This window comes from Planococcus sp. SSTMD024 (genome assembly GCF_041320495.1).
Lineage (GTDB): Bacteria > Bacillota > Bacilli > Bacillales_A > Planococcaceae > Planococcus.
Genome location: NZ_JBGGNS010000012.1, coordinates 58,592 through 77,239, shown reverse-complemented (window position 1 = coordinate 77,239; position 18,648 = coordinate 58,592). Strand labels below are relative to the sequence as shown.

The following is an 18,648-nucleotide window of genomic DNA, read 5'->3' as shown; positions in this document are numbered from 1 at the left end:
TAGGCTACTTGTCACCCCGAGAGTTCGGGGCGCAAGCAGCCTAATGAAGGTGTTTTATGGTTGTCTCAAATCGCTATGTCAGTCTACAAATACCGCAGAGCTTGTTGCCATCATTCTTCGATCAAACCTTTTTCAACGAGGAAGTCACGCGCTACTTCGTTCGGGATTTCCTGGTCCACGTCCACACGCGAGTTCATCGCGAGCATCTCTTCTTCCGTGATCTGTCCGGCCAGTTCGTTCAATAGATCCTCGAGTTCCGGATATTCTTCAAGCGTTTCTGTCCGGACGACCGGGACAGCGTCGTATTTCGGGAAAAATGATTGATCGTCTTCTGTCGTCTTCAAGTCGAACAACGCAATGCGGCTGTCGGTCGTGAACGCCGGGATGACATCAACGTCGCCGTTTTGGACCGCTTCGTACATAATGGCCGGGTCGAAACTTTCAGTTGCTGAAAACTCGAACGGGTAGGTGGCGACCATGTCATCGTAGCCGTCTCCTTGGCGTTCATAAAATGGGTGCGGCGCTCCGAAAGTCATGTCTTCCGATTGCGAGATTTCCGCAAGGTCTGAATAAGTTTCTGCGTCGTAATCTTTGGCGTACGCAAGGGTATAGCCATTTTCAAATCCGAGTGGTTCGAGCCATGTAGCGCCGAGTTCTTCTTCATATCCCGCACGCACTTCTTCCAATACTTCCTCTGAAGACTGTCCTGGCGTCGACTCTCGCTTCAACACATCTTTCAGGCCGGTTCCGGTGTATTCGACGTACAGGTCGATATCGCCTTGCTCAAGTGCCGGCGTCAAGATCGACACTTCCCCGAGCCCTTCTTCGTATTCCACGCTATAATCCGAATTTGCTTCGATATACTGCCCGACAATATGCGGCAGGATATACTGTTCTGTCCAAGGCTTGCCCCCGATAACGATCGGTTCCGACTCTGCGCCGCCGCTGCAGGCAGCCAGGATCGCAGATGTGCCAAGCAATACGCCAAATGCTGTTTTTTTCATTGATGTTTCCCCCTTTTCGGCCCGTTTCGAGCCTATTTGCTCATTTCCTTTTACTGCTGTGCTTTAAGTAAAACTTAGGTTTTCAACCCTTTTGGCGTGGCGCGTTTTTCAATCCATTTCAAAATCAAATCAAACCCGATCGCCAACAAGGCAACCGGCAGTGCACCTGCAAGCACCAGCGAATTATTATACGATTGCAACCCCCGGTAGATGATATCGCCAAGGCCGCCAGCACCGACAAAAGTCGCGAGCGTCGCGATCCCGACTGTCAGTACCGTCGCGGTGCGGATGCCCGCCATGATGAACGGCAAGGCCAAGGGCAATTCAATCTGGCGCAAAATCTGCGTTCGCGTCATGCCCATGCCGCGCCCTGCTTCAATGGTGGATCCATCGACTCCGACAATGCCTGCGTAAGTGTTGCGTAAAATCGGCAATAACGCATAAATAATCAGCGCAATTAACGCAGTCGGTGAACCGATGCCAAGAATCGGCACCAGGAATCCAAACAAAGCTAAACTTGGTATCGTTTGGAATACCGCAGTAACTCCGATGATCGGCTCAGCAAAGCGCCGGTAGCGGGCGATCATAATGCCTGTTGGCAAAGCGATTGCGATGCCGATCGCCACCGCGACAAAAGATAGATAGATATGTTCGATAAAGGCATCTTGAATCATGTCCTGGCGGCTTACGAGTGTATCGAAAAATGCATTCATGCGGTCGCCCCTTTCTCAACATGGAGGGCCGCTCTCAATAATTCCCGCTCTCCGGCAAAGCCGACCAATTCTCCTTCATCGACTACAGCGAGGCGCGGTTTGCCGCTTCGCTCCAATAGCTGATGCGCGTCGCTGACCGGCAATGCGGCATCTGCCGGCTCCGCTTCCCCCGCCCAGTCCTTGTCGAAGAGAAATGCGAATTCCTTCAAGCGCCGGTCTCCAAATGAACGTTTCTGGTTGATGCGTTCAGTGCCGATAAAGCTGCGCACAAACTCATTGGCGGGTTCATCGATCAATTGCTGCGGCGTCCCAACTTGTTCGACTTGCCCATCCTTCATCACCACAATCGTATCGGCGATTTTCAAAGCCTCGTCCATATCGTGGGTGACGAAAATGATCGTTTTATGGATTTCCTGCTGCAAATGGCGCAGCTCATCCTGCAATTGCTCACGGCTGATCGGGTCGAGCGCTGAAAACGGCTCATCCATCAGCACGATATTCGGGTCTCCCGCCAGCGCACGGACAACGCCGACACGCTGCTGCTGGCCGCCGCTCAGTTCCAATGGATAGCGATCCATGAAAACAGCAGGATCCAACCCGACCAATTGCAGCAGTTCTTTCGAGCGTTCGTCGGTTTTATCGGCTGGCCAGTTCAGTAATTTAGGAACTAACGAGACATTATCAGCGATGGTCATATGCGGAAATAAGCCGATGCGCTGAATGACATAACCGATCGACCGCCTCAACTTCACTTCATCCATGCCGGTGATCGGCTCATCGTCTATGTATATGGAGCCCGTTGTCGGATTTTCCAACTTGTTCACCATTTTCATCAAGGTCGTCTTTCCGCATCCACTGGGGCCGATGATAGCGGTCAACTGGCGTGCTGGCAAATCGAGCGTAACGTCTTTCAACGCCTCCGTACCGTCCGGATATCGTTTCGTGACCTTGTCAAAGCGGATCATTCGCTTCGCCCCCTTTCAATTGGTCGTTTCTCTATACCCTTTTACACAGGGCTTTACTCCCGTTGCGATGACTCAAATTTCAAGTGTACCGGATTGGCGATTTGTTCATAACCGATTTCCTGGTAAATCTTATTGGAAGTGCCATTCGCCAAGTCAGTATAAAGCATAGCAAAATCATATTCAGTAAGCAGCTCTTCCGTAACTTCCGCGACAAGCGTACGCGCGTAGCCTTTTTTACGAAGCTCTTTAGGCGTGTAAACGAATGACACGGTGATGCCATGCTTGGAAGGCCGCGCTTTTTTCATGCAGGACACCACGCGCCCCCCATCTTCCCAGAGAAACACTTCTTTGCGTGAAATGAAGTCAGCAATTTTCTCTTCCGCTTCCTCTTTTGAGGGATTGCCGATGCCGGTGTCTTCGGCGAATAATTGATACCATTCGACGAGCAGCGCAGCATCAAGCCGGTTCGCCACACGCCAGCTGCCCGGGCTTTTCGCAAGCTTCTTCCGCACGGCATCGATCCGGTACAAGCCTTGATCCATGGCGATTTCCGAGCGTTCTCCCCACGCTTTTGCAAACTTTTCAGCGGTCCCTTTATCCCCGATGACTCCGGAAACTTCAATTTCTGCATCGCGGAATTCATTCGCCGCCAGCGCTTCCACATCCCCATCTTCTCGCCAGACGATCAATTGCAACGGATGGGGAGGCGTCATCAAAGCCAATGCCGCAACTCCTTGTGCGTCTTCCGCGAGCCCTACATAGAATATTTCATAGCGCCCTTGCTCGATTTGGCCCAATATGCCAAGAAATAAACTGTATAGGTCTTCCCTTTTTTCAAGCAGCGGCCGTGCTTTTTCCATATATTCGCCAATCTCCTGGTACCATTTCCATTCCATGTCTCCACACCCGTTTCCATTAAATTCATTTCCTCATTACTTATTAGCTACTTTTGGATCATTCCCTCTTTTCATTTAAGAGAAAACGAAAACGCGGACCTTATCCGGCCCGCGTTTTATCATTCCAATTCCATTTGTTTCGTTTCAGTCCCAAGGAAAGCGACCGCCAATGCGCCGATTAAAATCGAACCGCAGAAAATCGCAAATATGACATTGATGCCGAATCCCGCCGTCAGCATCGAACCGACAAGAAGCGGTCCGAGAATGCCGCCGATCCGGCCGAATGACGCTGCCATCCCTGTGCCCGTCGCGCGGATGACTGTCGGGTATTGCTCAGGGGAGTATGCGTAGAGCGCTCCCCAAGCACCCAAGTTGAAGAACGACAGGAACGCACCTGATATCAATAGCGTCGTGACGGTATCCGCATTCCCGAACGCCAAAGCGGAAGCGGCCGTCCCGATTAAATACGTTACCAGAACGAACTTCCGGCCGGCGCGTTCGATGAGCCAAGCTGCCGAGAAATACCCCGGCAATTGCGCGAGCGTCATGATCAATACATATTGAAAACTTTGAATGAGCGGGAATCCTTTCATCACCATGACACTCGGCAGCCACAGGAACATCCCGTAATACGAGAAAACCACTGTAAACCAGACGATCCACAGCATCATCGTCGGGCGCCGATACGTTTTTGACCACACGTCACGGATATTGGTCGAAACGGAGCGAAGCACGTCTTTTTTCGCTGTGAATTGCGGCGAATCCGGTAAATTGATGCGCAGGTACAGAGCGTAAAACGCAGGCAATGCCGTCAGCAACAGCGCGACCCGCCAGCCGTATGCGGGAATGATGAAGTACGAAATGATCGCAGCCACCAGCCAGCCCGCAGCCCAGAAACTCTCCAGCAGCACCACTACCCGCCCGCGGTCCTTTGCCGGGACGCTTTCCGATACCAAAGTCGAAGCGACCGGCAATTCTCCGCCAAGCCCCATTCCGACGAAGAAACGCAGAATCAGGAAAGCCGCCAGTGTTGTGGTAAATGCCGAAACCCCGCTTGCCAGCGAGAACAGTAATAAAGTAATGATAAAGATTTTCTTGCGGCCGACACGGTCGGCGTAAATCCCGAACACAAAGGCGCCCACAGCCATGCCGATGGAATTGACGCTGCCGATCCAGCCCATTTGCTGCGAAGTGAGCCCCCAATCTTCATGAAGCGCTGCAATGATAAACGCCAGGATCCCGACATCCATCGCGTCGAATAGCCAGCCGAGCCCCGCTACGCCTAGTAGTTTTCGCTGTGATATAGGTTTTGTGTTTTTTTCTGTCGCAGTTGCCATTTACTTTCCCCTTGTCTTGACACTTGTCTGTTATTCTTTACACCCTAACTATACCTTTACAGGCTTCAAGTGACAAGGGATGTCCGAGAGCTTCGCAATCAGCTCCCGGAATTATTGGAAGAAGCGATTACCGCGCTCATGCCGAGTATCATCACCGCCTGCTGCGCCTGCATAAACATTTCCACGGAAGCCGAAAATACTGCCGCTTCACTTTCACGCAGCTCTGCCGATTGCGCCATCGCCAATTGGACTGCGGAAGGAAGAATCCACCCGCCGTACCAGCGGAATAATTTCGACGCTTCCAGTGCACGGGCCATCTCCACGACAGCAGCCAGCGCCTGTCCGTCCGCATTCGCGATAGCCAAAAAACCGAGTACCGGATAATGCTCCCCGCGCACTTTGATTTTCTCCGCCTTCAGGAAATCACGGATCGCCACGACGCGCCCCGCCACTTCCGGTTGAAACGCAGGCGAGTCGAAGGTCATGACCTGGCTAAGCCATTGCAAATGATTGCCGGCTGAAAATCCATGCGCCCGCAGTTCCTTATAGTAGCGGTTCATCGTTTCCGCACGCTCTTGGACCGCCCCTTCCCGGTTCGACAGCAAAGCGACGTACGGAATATCTTCGCTTGAAGTAAGGAATGGATGATAAGTTTTCATCGCATTGTACAATTCCCTCGCCCGCTGCGCTTGTTCAGGAGAGTCCATTATTAAGCCCGCGAGATATGTATAGGCGCTCTTCCAGAACTTGCTGTGGTTCAGCGCCTGCTGATTGGCATTGAGCTTGGCCAACCCCTCTTCGGCCGACTCATCCCCGAGCACCAGATATGCCGTGACAATGTGGTGGAGATGGGCGCGCAGCGGCGATGTGAACCCTTCTTTCTTTTTGATCAGCCGGGACACTTCAAGATGTGCGTCCGCATCGAATTCACGCCCCCTGCTCAAATACATCATCGTGATGGCAAGAGACACTTGCTTGTCCGCCGCCCAGCCGAGCGCTTTCGAGACTTGCCCATAAGTTTCTTCGATCTTTTTAGCTCCCATTGAAAAACGCCTCCTTAGCCGTTTATACGGTCAAGGAGGCGCGAGGTTTCAAGTTACGCAAGAAGGACGAGGCTGAGGGCCATGACCGCCATACCAGCAACCAAGCCATAAATCGATAAATGGGCTTCGTCATAACGCTTCGCTGCAGGCAATAATTCATCCAGTGAGATGAATACCATAATCCCCGCAACACCCGCGAAGATGATGCCAAACAAAGTATCACTCAAGAAAGGCATCAAGAACAACCAAGCCGCAATTGCCCCGACTGGTTCGGAGACGCCTGAGAGAAAGCTGTATTGGAATGCTTTCTTACGGCTGCCAGTCGCGTAATAGATCGGTACCGACACCGCAATGCCTTCCGGGATGTTGTGGATCGCCACTGCGATTGCGATGGCAATGCCGAGCGCAGGATCTTGGATCGCTGACATAAATGTCGCGATGCCTTCAGGGAAATTGTGGATGGCAATGGCCAGCGCCGTGAAAATTCCCATCTTGCGGAGGCGAGCGTATTCGTCGTTGGTCGGGCCCTCGTCCATATCTTCCACTGTGCGCACTTCGTGGGGGTTCCCCATTTGCGGCAATATCCGATCAAGCACCGCCATGAAAACCATGCCGCCAAAAAAGCCGGCAAGCGTCAGCCAATAGCCTGCCGTCTCTCCTTGGGCAGCCGTCAGCGAATCTTTCGCTTTGAAGAAAATCTCGATCATGGAGACATAAATCATGACCCCAGCCGAGAAACCGAGGGACACGGACAGGAATTTCGTATTGGTGCGCGAAGCAAAAAATGCGATCAAACTGCCGATCCCGGTTGCAAGCCCAGCAAACAGCGTCAAGCCAAGCGCGAATAAAACCGTACTGTCCATAAAGCCAACTTCCTTCCAGTAGTAATGAATAAAGCTATTCTACTCCAGAAGTTTCCTTTACGCAACTTTTTTCAACAAAGAAAGATTTTCCATTATTCATGCACTTCATTCCGCAGCAATCGGGCAAGCTTTTCCCAATCCGCATCTTTATGTTCGCGGACTGCCGGATTATAGAACACACTCGCGGGATGGAAGGTCGGGAAAATGTGATAGCTCTCCTCTGTTTCCAAAAATGTGGCACTGTCTTCATCCCAATACAGGATCGGCGTTTCCATCAAAATTCCATGTAACTGCATAATCTTTGCCTCACGCCCAATGAGCCGCTGCAGGCCGATATTGCCGAGCGTCACAATCAACGGCGGCTTTACCGCACGGATTTCTTCATCCAGGATCGGGGCATGGGCGATGATTTCTTTCTTGTTTGGGGCCCGGTTGTATTTCCTTTTTATCATTTCCCCGCTCCGGGTGCGCTTTTCACCCCATTTATACGGGCGGCTTCTGACAGCGCTGGTGATATAGACATCTTCCCTCGCCAAACCGATCCCTTCCAATGAAGCCATCAATTCTTTTCCGGCACGGCCCGTAAACGGGATCCCCGTCTCCACTTCGTTCTCTCCCGGCGCTTCTCCGACCAGCATTAACGCCGGCGATTGCGGGCCGCTCCCCCAAACAAAGCCTTCCACCGGGAAATCCGCGATGCGCTTTTTCCCCAATTCAGCCAGTTCTTGCGAAATTCTATACATAGCCATCACCTTTTCCTTTAAATTAAGTCAAAAATTAAATTTTCTCTTGATTACCGCCATTTGCAATCGTTTTCACGTAATAAAACCTAACACAAATGAAAAATAACACTTGCATTGTCAGAAAACATTGATTAATATGTTAACAAACCTAACACGAACTTAATGTTAGAAAACCTAACACAAGGAGGAAGAAGCATGAAAAAGATTGAGACTATCATTCGCCCTTCTGTTTTCGCCGACGTCCGGCAAGCATTGGCCCTGGAAGGAATCGACGGGTTGACCGTAACTGAAATCGCGGGAATCGGCAAACAGGAAGGACGCGTCGGCTTGTTCCGCGGCAATGCCTACCGAATGGAATTTTCCCCAAAATTGAAATTGGAAATGGTCGTCGAAGATGAAAAAGTCGAGGACATCATCCAAGCTTTGCTTGACTATGCCTCCACCGGTGAAGTCGGCGACGGAAAAATCTTCATTTTGCCTGTAGAAGAAGCCATCCGGATCAGAACAAAAGAACGCGGCGCCGTCGCGATTGGATAAGGGGAGATAATTATGGAAGCTGTACAAAGTTCAGTCGATATGCTGTGGGTCATGCTCGGTGCCATGCTCGTCTTTTTCATGCATGCCGGATTCGCCATGGTTGAAACAGGATTCACTCGCTCTAAAAATACCCTTAATATTTTGATGAAAAACATGATCACCATTTCACTTGGATCTATTCTTTATTTCATCGTCGGCTATGCGCTGATGTTCGGGCCATCGTCGTTTGGCTTGATCGGCACGGAAGGATTCGCTTTATCTGGTGTCACGGATATCGGATTCTTCGTCTTCCAGGCAGTGTTTGCCGCTACGTGTGCCACAATCATCTCGGGTGCCGTCGCAGAACGCATGCACTTGACCGCTTACATCTTGTTGACCGTTGCCATGACAGCCATCATCTATCCGATTGTCGGCCACTGGGTATGGGGTGGCGGCTGGTTATCCGAAATCGGCTTTATCGACTTTGCCGGTTCCACTGTCGTCCACTTGACGGGTGCTGTCGCCGCTTTTATCGCGGCTTGGAAAATCGGGCCGCGCCTCGGGAAGTATTCCGGCAAAACCGTCAATACAATCCCAGGGCACAGCTTGCCGCTCGGTGCGCTTGGCGTGTTCATTCTATGGCTGGGTTGGTTCGGCTTTAACGGGGGCAGCACGCTCGCAGCCGATCCCGCACTTGTTCCGCCCGTCATCGCGAACACTTTACTCGCAGCATCCGCCGGTGTTTTGGCTACGGCACTTTACACCCGCTTCCGCTACGGCCGCATTGACGGCACCTTGACGATGAACGGTGCACTCGCGGGTCTTGTCGGCATCACTGCCGGCGCTGCTAATGTCTCATTCCTCGGCGCTATTTTGATCGGTTTGATCGCCGGCATCATCATGACAGAAGCTGTCCATCTATTGGATACGAAAATTCGCGTGGACGATCCAGTGGGGGCTGTATCGGTTCACGGAATCGCAGGAATTTGGGGAACGCTCGCGATTGGATTCTTCGATGTGAACGGCGGCTTGCTGTACGGGGGAGGAGCGGAAATTCTCGGCATCCAGGCAGTCGGCGTACTGGCCGTCATCGCCTGGGCCTCCTTGGCTACCGGCGCCGTCCTTCTGTTGATCAGCCTTGTGACGCCGCTTCGCGTGACAGCCGAAGAAGAAGAAACCGGCTTGGACTTTGCAGAACACGGATCACAAGCCTATTCGATGCAAGACGTGCTGCGCGGTTCATCCGGCAGAGCGGATAATTTCGCAGACCGCCTGAACCAACTCGGCGAAGAACGGCCAGCTTCAGGCAAAGTATAAAACAGAGACAGAACGAAAACTTGGGGGTTCTCAATAGAAAAAACGAACGGAGAAGTTTTCTCCGTTCGTTTTTTTATTGCGCCTATTTAGAGCTCCTCCATGTCTTCCGGCTCGACAGCGCGCATTTCCTTGCGCTTGTGGAATTGCCGCTCCCTCATTTCATACCAGATGGCCACCAGGACGAATAAGGTATAGCCGAGAAACAACCCGGCCAAGACATCCGACAAGTAATGCGCACCGCTTGCCACTTGCGATAAGGCAGTGAGTACCGTCAACAATACCGCAACCAGCCAAACCATCAGCCGGGTCGATTTAGTGCCAGCCCGTTCGCCAAGGAAATACGCCAGCGTGAACAAATACAATAAACCGACCATCGCATGATCGGACGGAAAGCTATAGGAGGCCACTTCTTCCGGAAATTCCGGCATCGGGCGGCCGAACCACTGCTGCAGCAATTGATTCAACGCATTCCCTGCCCCGACCGCCAAAAAGACAAACAACATGCCCCGGTAGTTATGGCGAAACGCCCACAGGAAGACCAAAAGGAGAAAGCTGACCGTAAAGATCATCCATTGCTCCCCAATGAACGCCATGGCTTCGAGAAAGCCCATCCCGCCGAGCAACGAAGCTGCCCGTTCGTCCAGTTCCCGGACCGGTTCCCGTTGATAATAATAAAGAATGCCGAAAAACCCAAGTAGCGTCGCCATCGCCAACGGATAAAAGATTCGCTTCATACTTGCACCTTCTTCCCTGTCGCATCCATAAGGCATTTTGGAAAATTTTCCACAACCAATTAAAAAACCCGTATGGAGTACACTTCCACACGGGTCCGGGATTTCCTTGTTTTCATATTCAATAACTTCCACTATCAGGAATTGAAATATACGCAAATCCGGCAATCATTCATTTGTTGGATCGGGATGTCCATATCGTAAATTTCCTTCAACGCAGCCGATTGGATGATTTCCTCGGTCGGCCCATCTTTGACGACGCGGCCGTTCTTCAGTGCAACGATGCGGTCGGAATAGACCGAGGCGAAATTGATATCGTGAAGGACGATGATCACCGTTTTGCCGAGTTCATCGACCAAGCGGCGCAAAATCTTCATGATCTGCACGGAATGCTTCATGTCCAAATTATTGAGCGGTTCATCGAGCAGCACATAATCCGTGTCTTGCGCGATAACCATCGCGATAAACGCCCGCTGCCGCTGCCCGCCTGAAAGTTCATCCAAATACGAGTTCTCCATATCCCCAAGGTCCATGTATTCGATCGCCTGGTCGACCATGCGCTCATCTTCTGCGTTCAAGCGGCCCTTGGAATACGGAAAGCGGCCAAATGACACCAACTCGCGGATCGTCAAGCGCACATTCATGAAATTCGATTGCTTCAAAATGGAGACGCGCTTCGAGAATTCATTGGACTTCATTTGCTTCGTGTTGGTCTTATCGATCAACACTTCGCCTGTATCCGCATCCAATAGCCGGCTGACCATTGACAAGAGCGTCGATTTCCCCGCCCCGTTTGGGCCGATGAACGAAGTGATTTGCCCTCGCCGGATATCGACCGATACATTTTCCACGACTTGTTTCTTTCCATATAATTTCGTCAGTTCACGGACTTGGATCATTTAGACCGACTCTCCTTTAATAGCAAATAAATGAAATAGACGCCGCCGATGAAATTGATGATGACGCTGAGCGTCGTATTGAATGTGAAGACATGTTCAACGACCCATTGCCCGCCGACGAGCGCCACGATGCTGATGATGCTCGCGCCCGCAATGACAACCGAATGCTTATAGGATCTGAAGAATTGGTAAGACAAATTGGCGACGATCAAGCCGAAGAACGTGATCGGCCCGACGAGTGCAGTCGCAATGGCGATCAATACGGCGGACAGCACAAGCATCTTCTTGACGAGCGCATCATAACCGACGCCAAGATTCACCGCCGCATCACGCCCCAAAGACAACACGTCGAGCGAGGCATTATGGCGCCAAGCGAAGCCGATCAAGACGACAATGAACAATAGCGATGTCCAGACCAGATCTGCATTGACGTTATTGAAGCTCGCGAACATCCGGTCCTGGACGATTTGGAATTCGTTCGGGTCGATCAACACTTGCAGGAACGTCGAGACGCTGCCGAAAAAGGTACCGAGAATGATGCCGATCAATAACAGGAAATAAATCGGCTGGTTGTCTTTTTTGAACAGCAGCTTATAGAATAATAAAGCGAAGATGACCATGACAGCAATCGATAACAGGAAGTTCACTTGCTTGTTGATAATCGTAATATGCCCTGAGCCCAAGAAGAAGATCAACAAGGTCTGCAAGAGCATATACAGCGAATCCAAACCCATAATGCTCGGCGTCAAAATACGGTTATGGGTGATGGTCTGGAAAACCACCGTCGCATAAGCAATCGCCACTCCCGTCAGCACCATCGCGAAGACTTTCACACCTCTTCTCGGAAGTGCATAATCAAAGCTGCCATTCAAATTATCGAATAAATACAAACCGCACGCCGCCGCGGCAAGCGCAATCAAAATCCACAATTTATGTATATCACGCATATACCTTCCTCCTAAACAACATGATCAGGAAGATAAAGCTTCCGATGACGCCCACCATCAGGCTGATCGTGATCTCATACGGATAAATCAAGACGCGCCCGAGGATGTCACAGATCAACAGGAAGATGGCGCCGAGCATCGCGGTATGCGGCAAGGTTTTCTGGAGATGGTCCCCTTTGAAGATGGAAACGATGTTCGGGATGATCAAGCCAAGAAACGGAATCATGCCGACCGTCAAAACAACAGTCGCCGTAATGAGCGCGACCAAGGTCAAGCCGATGTTGACGACGCTGCGGTATTTCAGCCCCAAATTCTTCGAGAAGTCCTCCCCCATCCCCGCCACCGTAAAGCGGTTGGCGTACATATAGGCGATGATGAAGACCGGTACGCTTATGTAAAGAAGCTCATAGCTGCCTTTCATGACCATCGAAAAATCGCCTTGCAGCCAAGCCGACATGTTCTGGATGACGTCTGCCCGGTAGGCGAAAAAGGTGGTGATCGACGACAGGATATTGCCGAACATCAAGCCGATCAGCGGAATGAAGATCGCGTCCTTGAATTTAATGCGGTTCAGGATCTGCATGAACAAGAACGTGCCGCCGAGGGCGAACAGGAATGCCACGCCCATTTTCTCAAGCATGGACGCATTGGCAAACAACAGCATCGAAACAAGGATCCCGAGGCGTGTTGCATCGATCGTTCCGGCAGTGGTTGGCGAAACGAATTTATTGCGGCTCAGTTGCTGCATGATGAGTCCCGCCATGCTCATGCCCGCCCCTGCAAGCAATATCGCGACCAGGCGCGGAAAGCGGCTGACAAGGAAAATCTGTGTTTCTTCCGATTGAAAATCAAGGAGATCCAGCGGACTGATGCTGCTGACTCCGACAAACAGGGAGATGAACGACAGAAGGATCAATATGGGTATTAGAATACGTTTTTTCATGTAATGCCGCTCCCTATCCAGTGCTATTGCCAATTGAGAATGATAATGATTATCATTGACTTATTGTTTTTTAGTATAGCAGTATAAAAAATAGCGTCAAGGGATAATTGAGAACTATTTTCATTAAGAACGCAGGCGCTTTGAAATGTTCACTTGTTTTTCAAATTTGGTGACCGACTTTTCGCATCATTTGTGGAGTCGCTTCTTGGGTTGGAATCAGGATGTGGCGAGGGATTTGGCGTCGCTTATGGAGTCGCCGCCCTGCTTTGGGTTGGCCTTTCACAATGAGCCAAGAAGAACGCTTGTCTCATTGTTTCGGCTCACCCTTTTGCGCTGGGCGGCTGGGAGATTTCATGGATTGGAGCTTGTACACCGGATCTGCTTCTTTATGGATTCCCGGCTAGTGGGGGAATCGCTTCCTGGGTTGGAATCAGGATGTGGCCAGGGATTTGGCGTCGCTTATGGGTTCCACTGCCATCTGCTTGGCATCGTTTCAATACAAAAAAAGCAGAGGGCCCTTCCCCTCTGCTTGCTGTTCTCGTTATTAAAATTCGATTTCCTGTGCTTGTTCCAGTACTTCCGGCGGAATTTCAATCGGCTCGATGGCATTGTAATCGCTATAATCCACTTGCATCTGCGATTCGATCGCCATCATTTCACCACGTACGTCCACATCAAGTTCCATATCGACTTCCATGCGATCCGCTAAATAGGTTTCCTTATCCAGCGTGATGACGTAATTCACAGCGTGCACTTCCAGGTCTTCCGGGGAGAGCGGGGCTTCGATTTCCATCTGGCCCAGCGTTTTCTCCAATTGCTCATCCGTCAGTTCCTGGAACTCTTCTCCCGAGGCATCGAGCGTCAGGATATAGGCTTCATCCGTTTCCTCCAGCACGAAGTCCTCTTCGAAATCCCCGAGTTCGTCCAATTGGCGCGCTGGGTCAGCCGATTGCTGTCCGGCAATCGACTTCATGTTTTCGTGCATTTCTTCCGGCATCTTCAGCCACATATCGACGGACGTCTCATGCATATATAAGCCCTCTTCCGTCATATACATTTCTGTCAGCATCGGATTGGCGTTGTCGATGTCTTCCGATACAATGCTGGTCTCGCCTGTTTGGTGAAATGCCAGGGGCTCATAGGTCATTTCCATTTCAGAATCCACCGTCATGTCGATTTCCATGCCATCCGGCTGCATTTTCATCTGTTGTTCGGTGTTCGACTGCGCGCGCAAGCTTTCCACTTGCTGCGAAGCCTTCACCGCTTCTGCATAAACTTCCGATGCACTCTGCGTTTCTTCCGGAGCTTCTTGTGCAGGGTTCTCGCTTTCTTCTTCAGTTGTCGGTGCCTCGGCATTGCTGCATGCACCAAGGCCAACGACAGCGGCGCCCGTTCCTATGACTGCCACCCATTTCCTCATGGCGTTCACTCTCCTTATCAAGACTTGTCGTCCATTATACAGCATTCTGCCTTCACTCACAGTTTACCCAATTTATAGCCGGTTAATTGCCGTTCTCTTAGAATGTGGATTTTCCGCAAGAAAAAGCCGGAGAAACTCTCCGGCTTTTTTCAGGCTGTTGATAAAGGTAAGAAGTCGTATTTTCCGAAGCTTATCGCTCGCTTTCCGTGGGGCGGGAATCGAGCCTCCTCAGCCGCTATCGCGACCTGCGGGGTCTCTCAAACCCGCTAGTCCCACAGGAGTCGAGCAAACGCTTCTCCAAATACTAAGCTAGATTTTTGATTTTTAACTGTCAAAACGCAGTCACTTTTTTAAAGTTTAGTAGATTTTAGACTTCTTCAACACTCTGGAAAAAGCCGGAGAAACTCTCCGGCTTTTTGTGAATGTGTCTATTGGTGCACAAGCTGATCATTTGCCGACGACGAATTGTTCGTAGCGGTCATAATCGGCACGGCTTAGTTCCACAGTGATCAATGTGCCTGCTTCGCCATATTCGGTTTCTTTGATGCTCGCATGGTCGTTCAAGTACGCGACGACGTCCCCGCGCCCGAACGGGATTTCCATCCGGCACATGACGTGGTTCGCAAACAACCGGTCCCGGATGCTTTCGATCAGCTCATCAAGCCCCTTGCCTTCTTTTGCCGATATCCAAACAGCGTCCGCGCTTTTTCGTGGATAGACAACGCCGGCGAGGTCTGATTTATTATAGACATATAAAGTCGGGACATTTTCGACGCCCACATCCTGCAACGTCGCGTCAGTCACTTCCATCATGTAATCGTGTTCATCGTTCGAGACGTCGACAACATGAAGCAATAAATCCGCATTGCGCGCTTCTTCCAGTGTCGAGCGAAATGCTTTGACTAGATGATGCGGCAAGCGGCTGACGAACCCGACGGTATCGGACAACAAAAAGGTCTTATTGTCTTCCAACCGGATTTGTCGGATGGACGTATCCAAAGTCGCGAACAGCATATCTTTCTCGAACACCTGCTTGTCGATGTCCTGCCCCGTTTTCGAAAGCAAGCTGTTCATGATCGTCGACTTGCCCGCATTGGTATACCCGACGAGCGATACGACCGGCATGCCCTTTTTCAGGCGCTGCTTGCGTTGTGTCACACGCTGCTCTTTCACTTGGTCGAGTTCCCGTCTGAGCTTGGTGATCTGGTCTTCGATTTTCCGGCGATCCAGTTCCAGTTTCGTCTCACCGGCACCACGGTTGGCGAGCCCCCCGCTGCTGGCACCGCCTTGGCGTCCAAGCGAGGCGCGCAAGCCGACAAGGCGCGGCAGCATATATTGCAACTGCGCCAACTCCACTTGCACTTGCGCTTCGCGCGTGCGGGCTCGCCTCGAGAAGATATCCAAGATGAGCATCGTCCGGTCGATCACTTTGCATTCCAAGTCTTCCTCAAGGTTGCGGATCTGGGATGGCGACAGTTCATCATTGAAGATGATCAAGTTGGCATCCGCTTCCTCGTACAATACTTTCGCTTCATCTACTTTTCCCGCACCGATATAATGCGCAGGATTCACGCGGTCCAAGTTCTGGTGCAGTTCACCCACCACTTCGACGCCCAGCGCTTCTGCCAAATTCCGCAACTCTTCCATGCTGTATTCAAAATGGGTATCTTTTTGCAGTTGGACGCCCACGATAATCGCTTTTTCAATGAATTGTTCCATTTCTTGTTGCCTCCTAATGGCAGAATCTCAATTCCGCCCGGTACCTTATGATTCCATCAATTCGCAGTTTCCTTCTATCCTACTACAGTACCACGCCTGTCCCTATCCGAAACGCGGCACCTGATAGCTTCCTTGTTCAAAAATGATTTCCTGCCCAGCCGATTCAAAGCGCACTTCACGCAGCCGTTCCTTTCCTGTACCTTGCTCAAACACAAGACGGCAATTTTCCAGGCCAATCGATCCCCCCAATAAACTTTTCCATTCCGCTTCCTTTTGCGCTGGATCTTCCACTGAGAAAACAAGTGCATCCAAGCGCAGGCCTTCATTGAGGTCGGTGATGGCACCTTTTTGCTTCAAGCCAGCAAACCGCTCCTCATCCGGCACTTCCCACTCAATAAAGAACGGCAACGGCAACCCCGAAGAGATCGGCTGGTCGAGAAAAAGCAATCGCCAGCGGATGGTCTCGCCCGTATCCGTCAGCCGTTGGGCATCCATCGGCCCGATAGTCCCGAAACCCCGCCCTTCGATTTGTTTCGCCAATCGGTCCAGGTTATCAGAACGCAGGCAAACTGTGCCAAAGCCTCGCTGATCATAGCGCAAAAGCTCGACAAGCGGATGTGTGGAGTGTTCAGCAACGCTTTCGTCTTCAACCGTCAGCCATTCAATGTAATAATCCAGCCCGTACATAAGGGCATTTTGCGTTCCCCAGTCTTTATGGCTGCCTCCAACAACAGCGTGAAACCCAGCATCGTTCCAAAAGGCGCTGCTGGCTTCCGGGCTGGTGTGGGTGAAATGGACGATATGATCCAACTTCATTTACATACACTCCCTCTCCTAATCTATTGATTGCGTTCTGCTATATGAATATAATACCCTTTTGCTCCGTTGATTTACTGTGAATATGGTCACTTTTCCCCTGTCTATTCTGATTTTTCCGGAAAATGGGTGGTTTTTAGGTATCATTTTCGATAGGCTAGGGTATAGGAAAAGATAATCACCATATTTCAAAGGAGGTCATCATGGATAAGAAATTATTGAAAAACCCCGTGTTTATCATATCGACAGCCGTGATCCTGCTGTTGGTCCTTGCCGGGGCATTTATGCCGATTCGTTTCGGCGAAGTTGCCGGCACTTTATTTAACTTCACCACCATTAACTTCGGTTGGTTCTACTTACTCGCTGTCTTCATCATCACCCTTTTCCTGATCATCATCGCCATTTCCAAATATGGCAGCATCCGGCTCGGAGCCGACTCCGACCGCCCGGAATTCCCGTTCTTCACTTGGATCGGCATGCTGTTCTCTGCCGGTTTCGGTGCAGGGCTCGTTTTCTGGGGCGTAGCAGAACCGATGAGCCATTTCTTTACAACGCCTTTCGGCGCAGAAGGACAGACCGAAGAAGCCGCGCGCATCGCGATGGGCTATTCATTCTTCCACTGGGGCGTCAGCCAATGGTCCGTCTTTGCTATCGTCGGCTTGGTCATCGGCTTCTTGCAGTTCCGGCGTAAAAAGCCCGGCCTGGTCTCGACCGCACTTGAACCGGTCTTAGGTTCGAAGCCGGTGGTCAAGCATACAATCGATTCACTCGCGGTCATCGCGACTGTTATGGGTATCGCGACTTCACTTGGCCTTGGGGTGCTGCAAATGAACGGGGGCTTGAACGCCGTATTCGGCATCGACAACGCCTTCCCGATCCAATTGGCGATTATCGGCGTCATGTTCGCCGCCTACACCCTTTCTTCTTCTACAGGTCTTCATAAAGGAATTGCCTACTTGAGTAATTTGAACTTAGGCTTGGCACTCGTACTGATGGTGTTCGTCTTCTTTGCAGGCCCGACAGTCTTTATCATGGATACATTTACGCTCGCAATCGGCGATTATATCACTAATTTTGTCCAGTACAGCCTGCGCATGGAACCTTACACCGGAGGAGAATGGGTGCTTGGATGGACCATCTTCTACTGGGCTTGGGCAACTGCCTGGTCGCCATTTGTCGGCGCGTTCGTTGCACGGGTTTCGCGCGGGCGCACCATCCGTGAATTCGTCTTCGGCGTTTTGGTCATTCCGCCAGCCATCGCTTGTGTATGGATCGCTGTCTTCGGCGGTACGGCCCTGTGGTATGACTTGAACGAGCAAACGGGCATCGCGGAAGCGGTCAATGTCGATTTGACTTCTGCCTTGTTCCAAACCTTTGACGTTCTTCCGCTGTCGACCATCATGTCTGTATTGGCGATTTTGCTGATCTTCACATTCCTTGTGACATCAGCTGACTCCGCCACATACATCCTGGCAACAATGACGAGTTTCGGCAGCTTGAACCCGCCGACTTTATTCAAAGTCATTTGGGGCGTCCTGATGTCAGCTATCGCAGCCGTTCTTCTTTATGCCGGCGGGCTTAGCGCCTTGCAGACCGCCTCGCTCACCTCGGCCTTGCCGTTTACGGCGCTCTTGTTGCTGATGCTTTGGTCATTCACCAAAATCATCCGCGGCGAGTCGCCGCCGATCCGCAAATCCGAATTGCGCCGCTTCAGACGCTTGGAACGTGAAGCAAGAAAACAACAGAATAAGTAAGAGAGCCTGACACACTGCCTTA

18 protein-coding genes are annotated in these 18,648 nt (G+C 51.2%); 3 read left to right on the top strand and 15 right to left on the bottom strand.

The window, feature by feature from the left end; all coding sequences use genetic code 11:
• Positions 1-110: 110 nt before the first annotated feature.
• From AB9R92_RS02865 to AB9R92_RS02830, 8 genes are all read right to left on the bottom strand, one after another.
• The gene (locus tag AB9R92_RS02865; RefSeq protein ID WP_370668024.1) at positions 111-1,004 is read right to left on the bottom strand and encodes a glycine betaine ABC transporter substrate-binding protein; all 894 of its coding nucleotides are present in this window, start codon (positions 1,002-1,004) and stop codon (positions 111-113) included.
• 74 nt (positions 1,005-1,078) lie between these two features.
• On the bottom strand, positions 1,079-1,717 hold the full coding sequence (locus tag AB9R92_RS02860) for an ABC transporter permease (protein WP_370668023.1): 639 nt from the start codon (positions 1,715-1,717) through the stop codon (positions 1,079-1,081).
• Positions 1,714-2,682: an ABC transporter ATP-binding protein gene (locus AB9R92_RS02855; RefSeq protein WP_370668022.1), complete on the bottom strand. Its 969-nt coding sequence runs from the start codon at positions 2,680-2,682 to the stop codon at positions 1,714-1,716. Before AB9R92_RS02855 ends, AB9R92_RS02860 begins: the two co-directional genes overlap by 4 nt.
• A 53-nt stretch (positions 2,683-2,735) precedes the next feature.
• Positions 2,736-3,578: a GNAT family N-acetyltransferase gene (locus AB9R92_RS02850; protein WP_370668021.1), complete on the bottom strand. Its 843-nt coding sequence runs from the start codon at positions 3,576-3,578 to the stop codon at positions 2,736-2,738.
• Between the two features lie 119 nt (positions 3,579-3,697).
• Positions 3,698-4,915 carry an MFS transporter gene (locus tag AB9R92_RS02845; RefSeq protein WP_370668020.1) on the bottom strand — a complete coding sequence of 406 codons (1,218 nt, stop codon included), beginning with the start codon at positions 4,913-4,915 and terminating at the stop codon, positions 3,698-3,700.
• A 98-nt stretch (positions 4,916-5,013) separates the two neighbouring features.
• Complete coding sequence (locus AB9R92_RS02840; RefSeq protein WP_370668019.1) at positions 5,014-5,958, bottom strand: DUF4003 family protein; 945 nt, start codon at positions 5,956-5,958, stop codon at positions 5,014-5,016.
• Between the two features lie 53 nt (positions 5,959-6,011).
• On the bottom strand, positions 6,012-6,821 hold the full coding sequence (gene zupT, locus AB9R92_RS02835; RefSeq protein WP_370668018.1) for a zinc transporter ZupT: 810 nt from the start codon (positions 6,819-6,821) through the stop codon (positions 6,012-6,014).
• A gap of 92 nt (positions 6,822-6,913) precedes the next feature.
• On the bottom strand, positions 6,914-7,564 hold the full coding sequence (locus AB9R92_RS02830; RefSeq protein WP_370668017.1) for a uracil-DNA glycosylase: 651 nt from the start codon (positions 7,562-7,564) through the stop codon (positions 6,914-6,916).
• A 195-nt stretch (positions 7,565-7,759) separates the two neighbouring features.
• Here AB9R92_RS02830 and AB9R92_RS02825 point away from each other — a divergent pair, with 195 nt between their 5' ends.
• Together AB9R92_RS02825 and AB9R92_RS02820 are read left to right on the top strand one after the other, a co-directional pair.
• Positions 7,760-8,101, top strand: coding sequence for a P-II family nitrogen regulator (locus AB9R92_RS02825; protein ID WP_370668016.1), 342 nt, complete (start codon positions 7,760-7,762; stop codon positions 8,099-8,101).
• 12 nt (positions 8,102-8,113) lie between these two features.
• Positions 8,114-9,397 carry an ammonium transporter gene (locus AB9R92_RS02820; protein ID WP_370668015.1) on the top strand — a complete coding sequence of 428 codons (1,284 nt, stop codon included), beginning with the start codon at positions 8,114-8,116 and terminating at the stop codon, positions 9,395-9,397.
• 86 nt (positions 9,398-9,483) lie between these two features.
• Here the strand turns inward: AB9R92_RS02820 and AB9R92_RS02815 are convergent, their stop codons facing one another.
• The 7 genes from AB9R92_RS02815 to AB9R92_RS02785 form a co-directional block, all read right to left on the bottom strand.
• On the bottom strand, positions 9,484-10,131 hold the full coding sequence (locus tag AB9R92_RS02815; RefSeq protein ID WP_370668014.1) for a phosphatase PAP2 family protein: 648 nt from the start codon (positions 10,129-10,131) through the stop codon (positions 9,484-9,486).
• A 134-nt stretch (positions 10,132-10,265) separates the two neighbouring features.
• On the bottom strand, positions 10,266-11,027 hold the full coding sequence (locus tag AB9R92_RS02810; RefSeq protein WP_370668013.1) for an iron ABC transporter ATP-binding protein: 762 nt from the start codon (positions 11,025-11,027) through the stop codon (positions 10,266-10,268).
• Positions 11,024-11,974, bottom strand: a complete 951-nt coding sequence (locus AB9R92_RS02805; RefSeq protein ID WP_370668012.1) for an iron chelate uptake ABC transporter family permease subunit — start codon at positions 11,972-11,974, stop codon at positions 11,024-11,026. Before AB9R92_RS02805 ends, AB9R92_RS02810 begins: the two co-directional genes overlap by 4 nt.
• The gene (locus AB9R92_RS02800; protein ID WP_370668011.1) at positions 11,967-12,917 is read right to left on the bottom strand and encodes an ABC transporter permease; all 951 of its coding nucleotides are present in this window, start codon (positions 12,915-12,917) and stop codon (positions 11,967-11,969) included. Before AB9R92_RS02800 ends, AB9R92_RS02805 begins: the two co-directional genes overlap by 8 nt.
• Before the next feature lie 544 nt (positions 12,918-13,461).
• A complete protein-coding gene (locus AB9R92_RS02795) occupies positions 13,462-14,337 on the bottom strand; it encodes a DUF6612 family protein (RefSeq protein WP_370668010.1) in 876 nt (291 codons plus the stop codon).
• A gap of 447 nt (positions 14,338-14,784) precedes the next feature.
• A complete protein-coding gene (hflX, locus tag AB9R92_RS02790) occupies positions 14,785-16,056 on the bottom strand; it encodes a GTPase HflX (protein ID WP_370668009.1) in 1,272 nt (423 codons plus the stop codon).
• 102 nt (positions 16,057-16,158) lie between these two features.
• On the bottom strand, positions 16,159-16,872 hold the full coding sequence (locus AB9R92_RS02785; RefSeq protein ID WP_370668008.1) for a VOC family protein: 714 nt from the start codon (positions 16,870-16,872) through the stop codon (positions 16,159-16,161).
• Between the two features lie 203 nt (positions 16,873-17,075).
• Here AB9R92_RS02785 and AB9R92_RS02780 point away from each other — a divergent pair, with 203 nt between their 5' ends.
• The gene (locus tag AB9R92_RS02780; protein WP_370668007.1) at positions 17,076-18,626 is read left to right on the top strand and encodes a BCCT family transporter; all 1,551 of its coding nucleotides are present in this window, start codon (positions 17,076-17,078) and stop codon (positions 18,624-18,626) included.
• Positions 18,627-18,648: the final 22 nt, after the last annotated feature.

What these genes read in the sequence shown, in the direction of transcription:
- AB9R92_RS02855 (WP_370668022.1), bottom strand. Translation starts at nt 2,682, where the DNA reads ATGATCCGCTTTGACAAGGTCACGAAACGATATCCGGACGGTACGGAG.
- AB9R92_RS02815 (WP_370668014.1), bottom strand. Translation starts at nt 10,131, where the DNA reads ATGAAGCGAATCTTTTATCCGTTGGCGATGGCGACGCTACTTGGGTTT.
- AB9R92_RS02845 (WP_370668020.1), bottom strand. Translation starts at nt 4,915, where the DNA reads ATGGCAACTGCGACAGAAAAAAACACAAAACCTATATCACAGCGAAAA.
- AB9R92_RS02825 (WP_370668016.1), top strand. Translation starts at nt 7,760, where the DNA reads ATGAAAAAGATTGAGACTATCATTCGCCCTTCTGTTTTCGCCGACGTC.
- AB9R92_RS02820 (WP_370668015.1), top strand. Translation starts at nt 8,114, where the DNA reads ATGGAAGCTGTACAAAGTTCAGTCGATATGCTGTGGGTCATGCTCGGT.
- AB9R92_RS02795 (WP_370668010.1), bottom strand. Translation starts at nt 14,337, where the DNA reads ATGAGGAAATGGGTGGCAGTCATAGGAACGGGCGCCGCTGTCGTTGGC.
- AB9R92_RS02805 (WP_370668012.1), bottom strand. Translation starts at nt 11,974, where the DNA reads ATGCGTGATATACATAAATTGTGGATTTTGATTGCGCTTGCCGCGGCG.
- AB9R92_RS02860 (WP_370668023.1), bottom strand. Translation starts at nt 1,717, where the DNA reads ATGAATGCATTTTTCGATACACTCGTAAGCCGCCAGGACATGATTCAA.
- AB9R92_RS02810 (WP_370668013.1), bottom strand. Translation starts at nt 11,027, where the DNA reads ATGATCCAAGTCCGTGAACTGACGAAATTATATGGAAAGAAACAAGTC.
- AB9R92_RS02780 (WP_370668007.1), top strand. Translation starts at nt 17,076, where the DNA reads ATGGATAAGAAATTATTGAAAAACCCCGTGTTTATCATATCGACAGCC.
- AB9R92_RS02865 (WP_370668024.1), bottom strand. Translation starts at nt 1,004, where the DNA reads ATGAAAAAAACAGCATTTGGCGTATTGCTTGGCACATCTGCGATCCTG.
- AB9R92_RS02850 (WP_370668021.1), bottom strand. Translation starts at nt 3,578, where the DNA reads ATGGAATGGAAATGGTACCAGGAGATTGGCGAATATATGGAAAAAGCA.
- AB9R92_RS02800 (WP_370668011.1), bottom strand. Translation starts at nt 12,917, where the DNA reads ATGAAAAAACGTATTCTAATACCCATATTGATCCTTCTGTCGTTCATC.
- AB9R92_RS02840 (WP_370668019.1), bottom strand. Translation starts at nt 5,958, where the DNA reads ATGGGAGCTAAAAAGATCGAAGAAACTTATGGGCAAGTCTCGAAAGCG.
- hflX (WP_370668009.1), bottom strand. Translation starts at nt 16,056, where the DNA reads ATGGAACAATTCATTGAAAAAGCGATTATCGTGGGCGTCCAACTGCAA.
- AB9R92_RS02785 (WP_370668008.1), bottom strand. Translation starts at nt 16,872, where the DNA reads ATGAAGTTGGATCATATCGTCCATTTCACCCACACCAGCCCGGAAGCC.
- zupT (WP_370668018.1), bottom strand. Translation starts at nt 6,821, where the DNA reads ATGGACAGTACGGTTTTATTCGCGCTTGGCTTGACGCTGTTTGCTGGG.
- AB9R92_RS02830 (WP_370668017.1), bottom strand. Translation starts at nt 7,564, where the DNA reads ATGTATAGAATTTCGCAAGAACTGGCTGAATTGGGGAAAAAGCGCATC.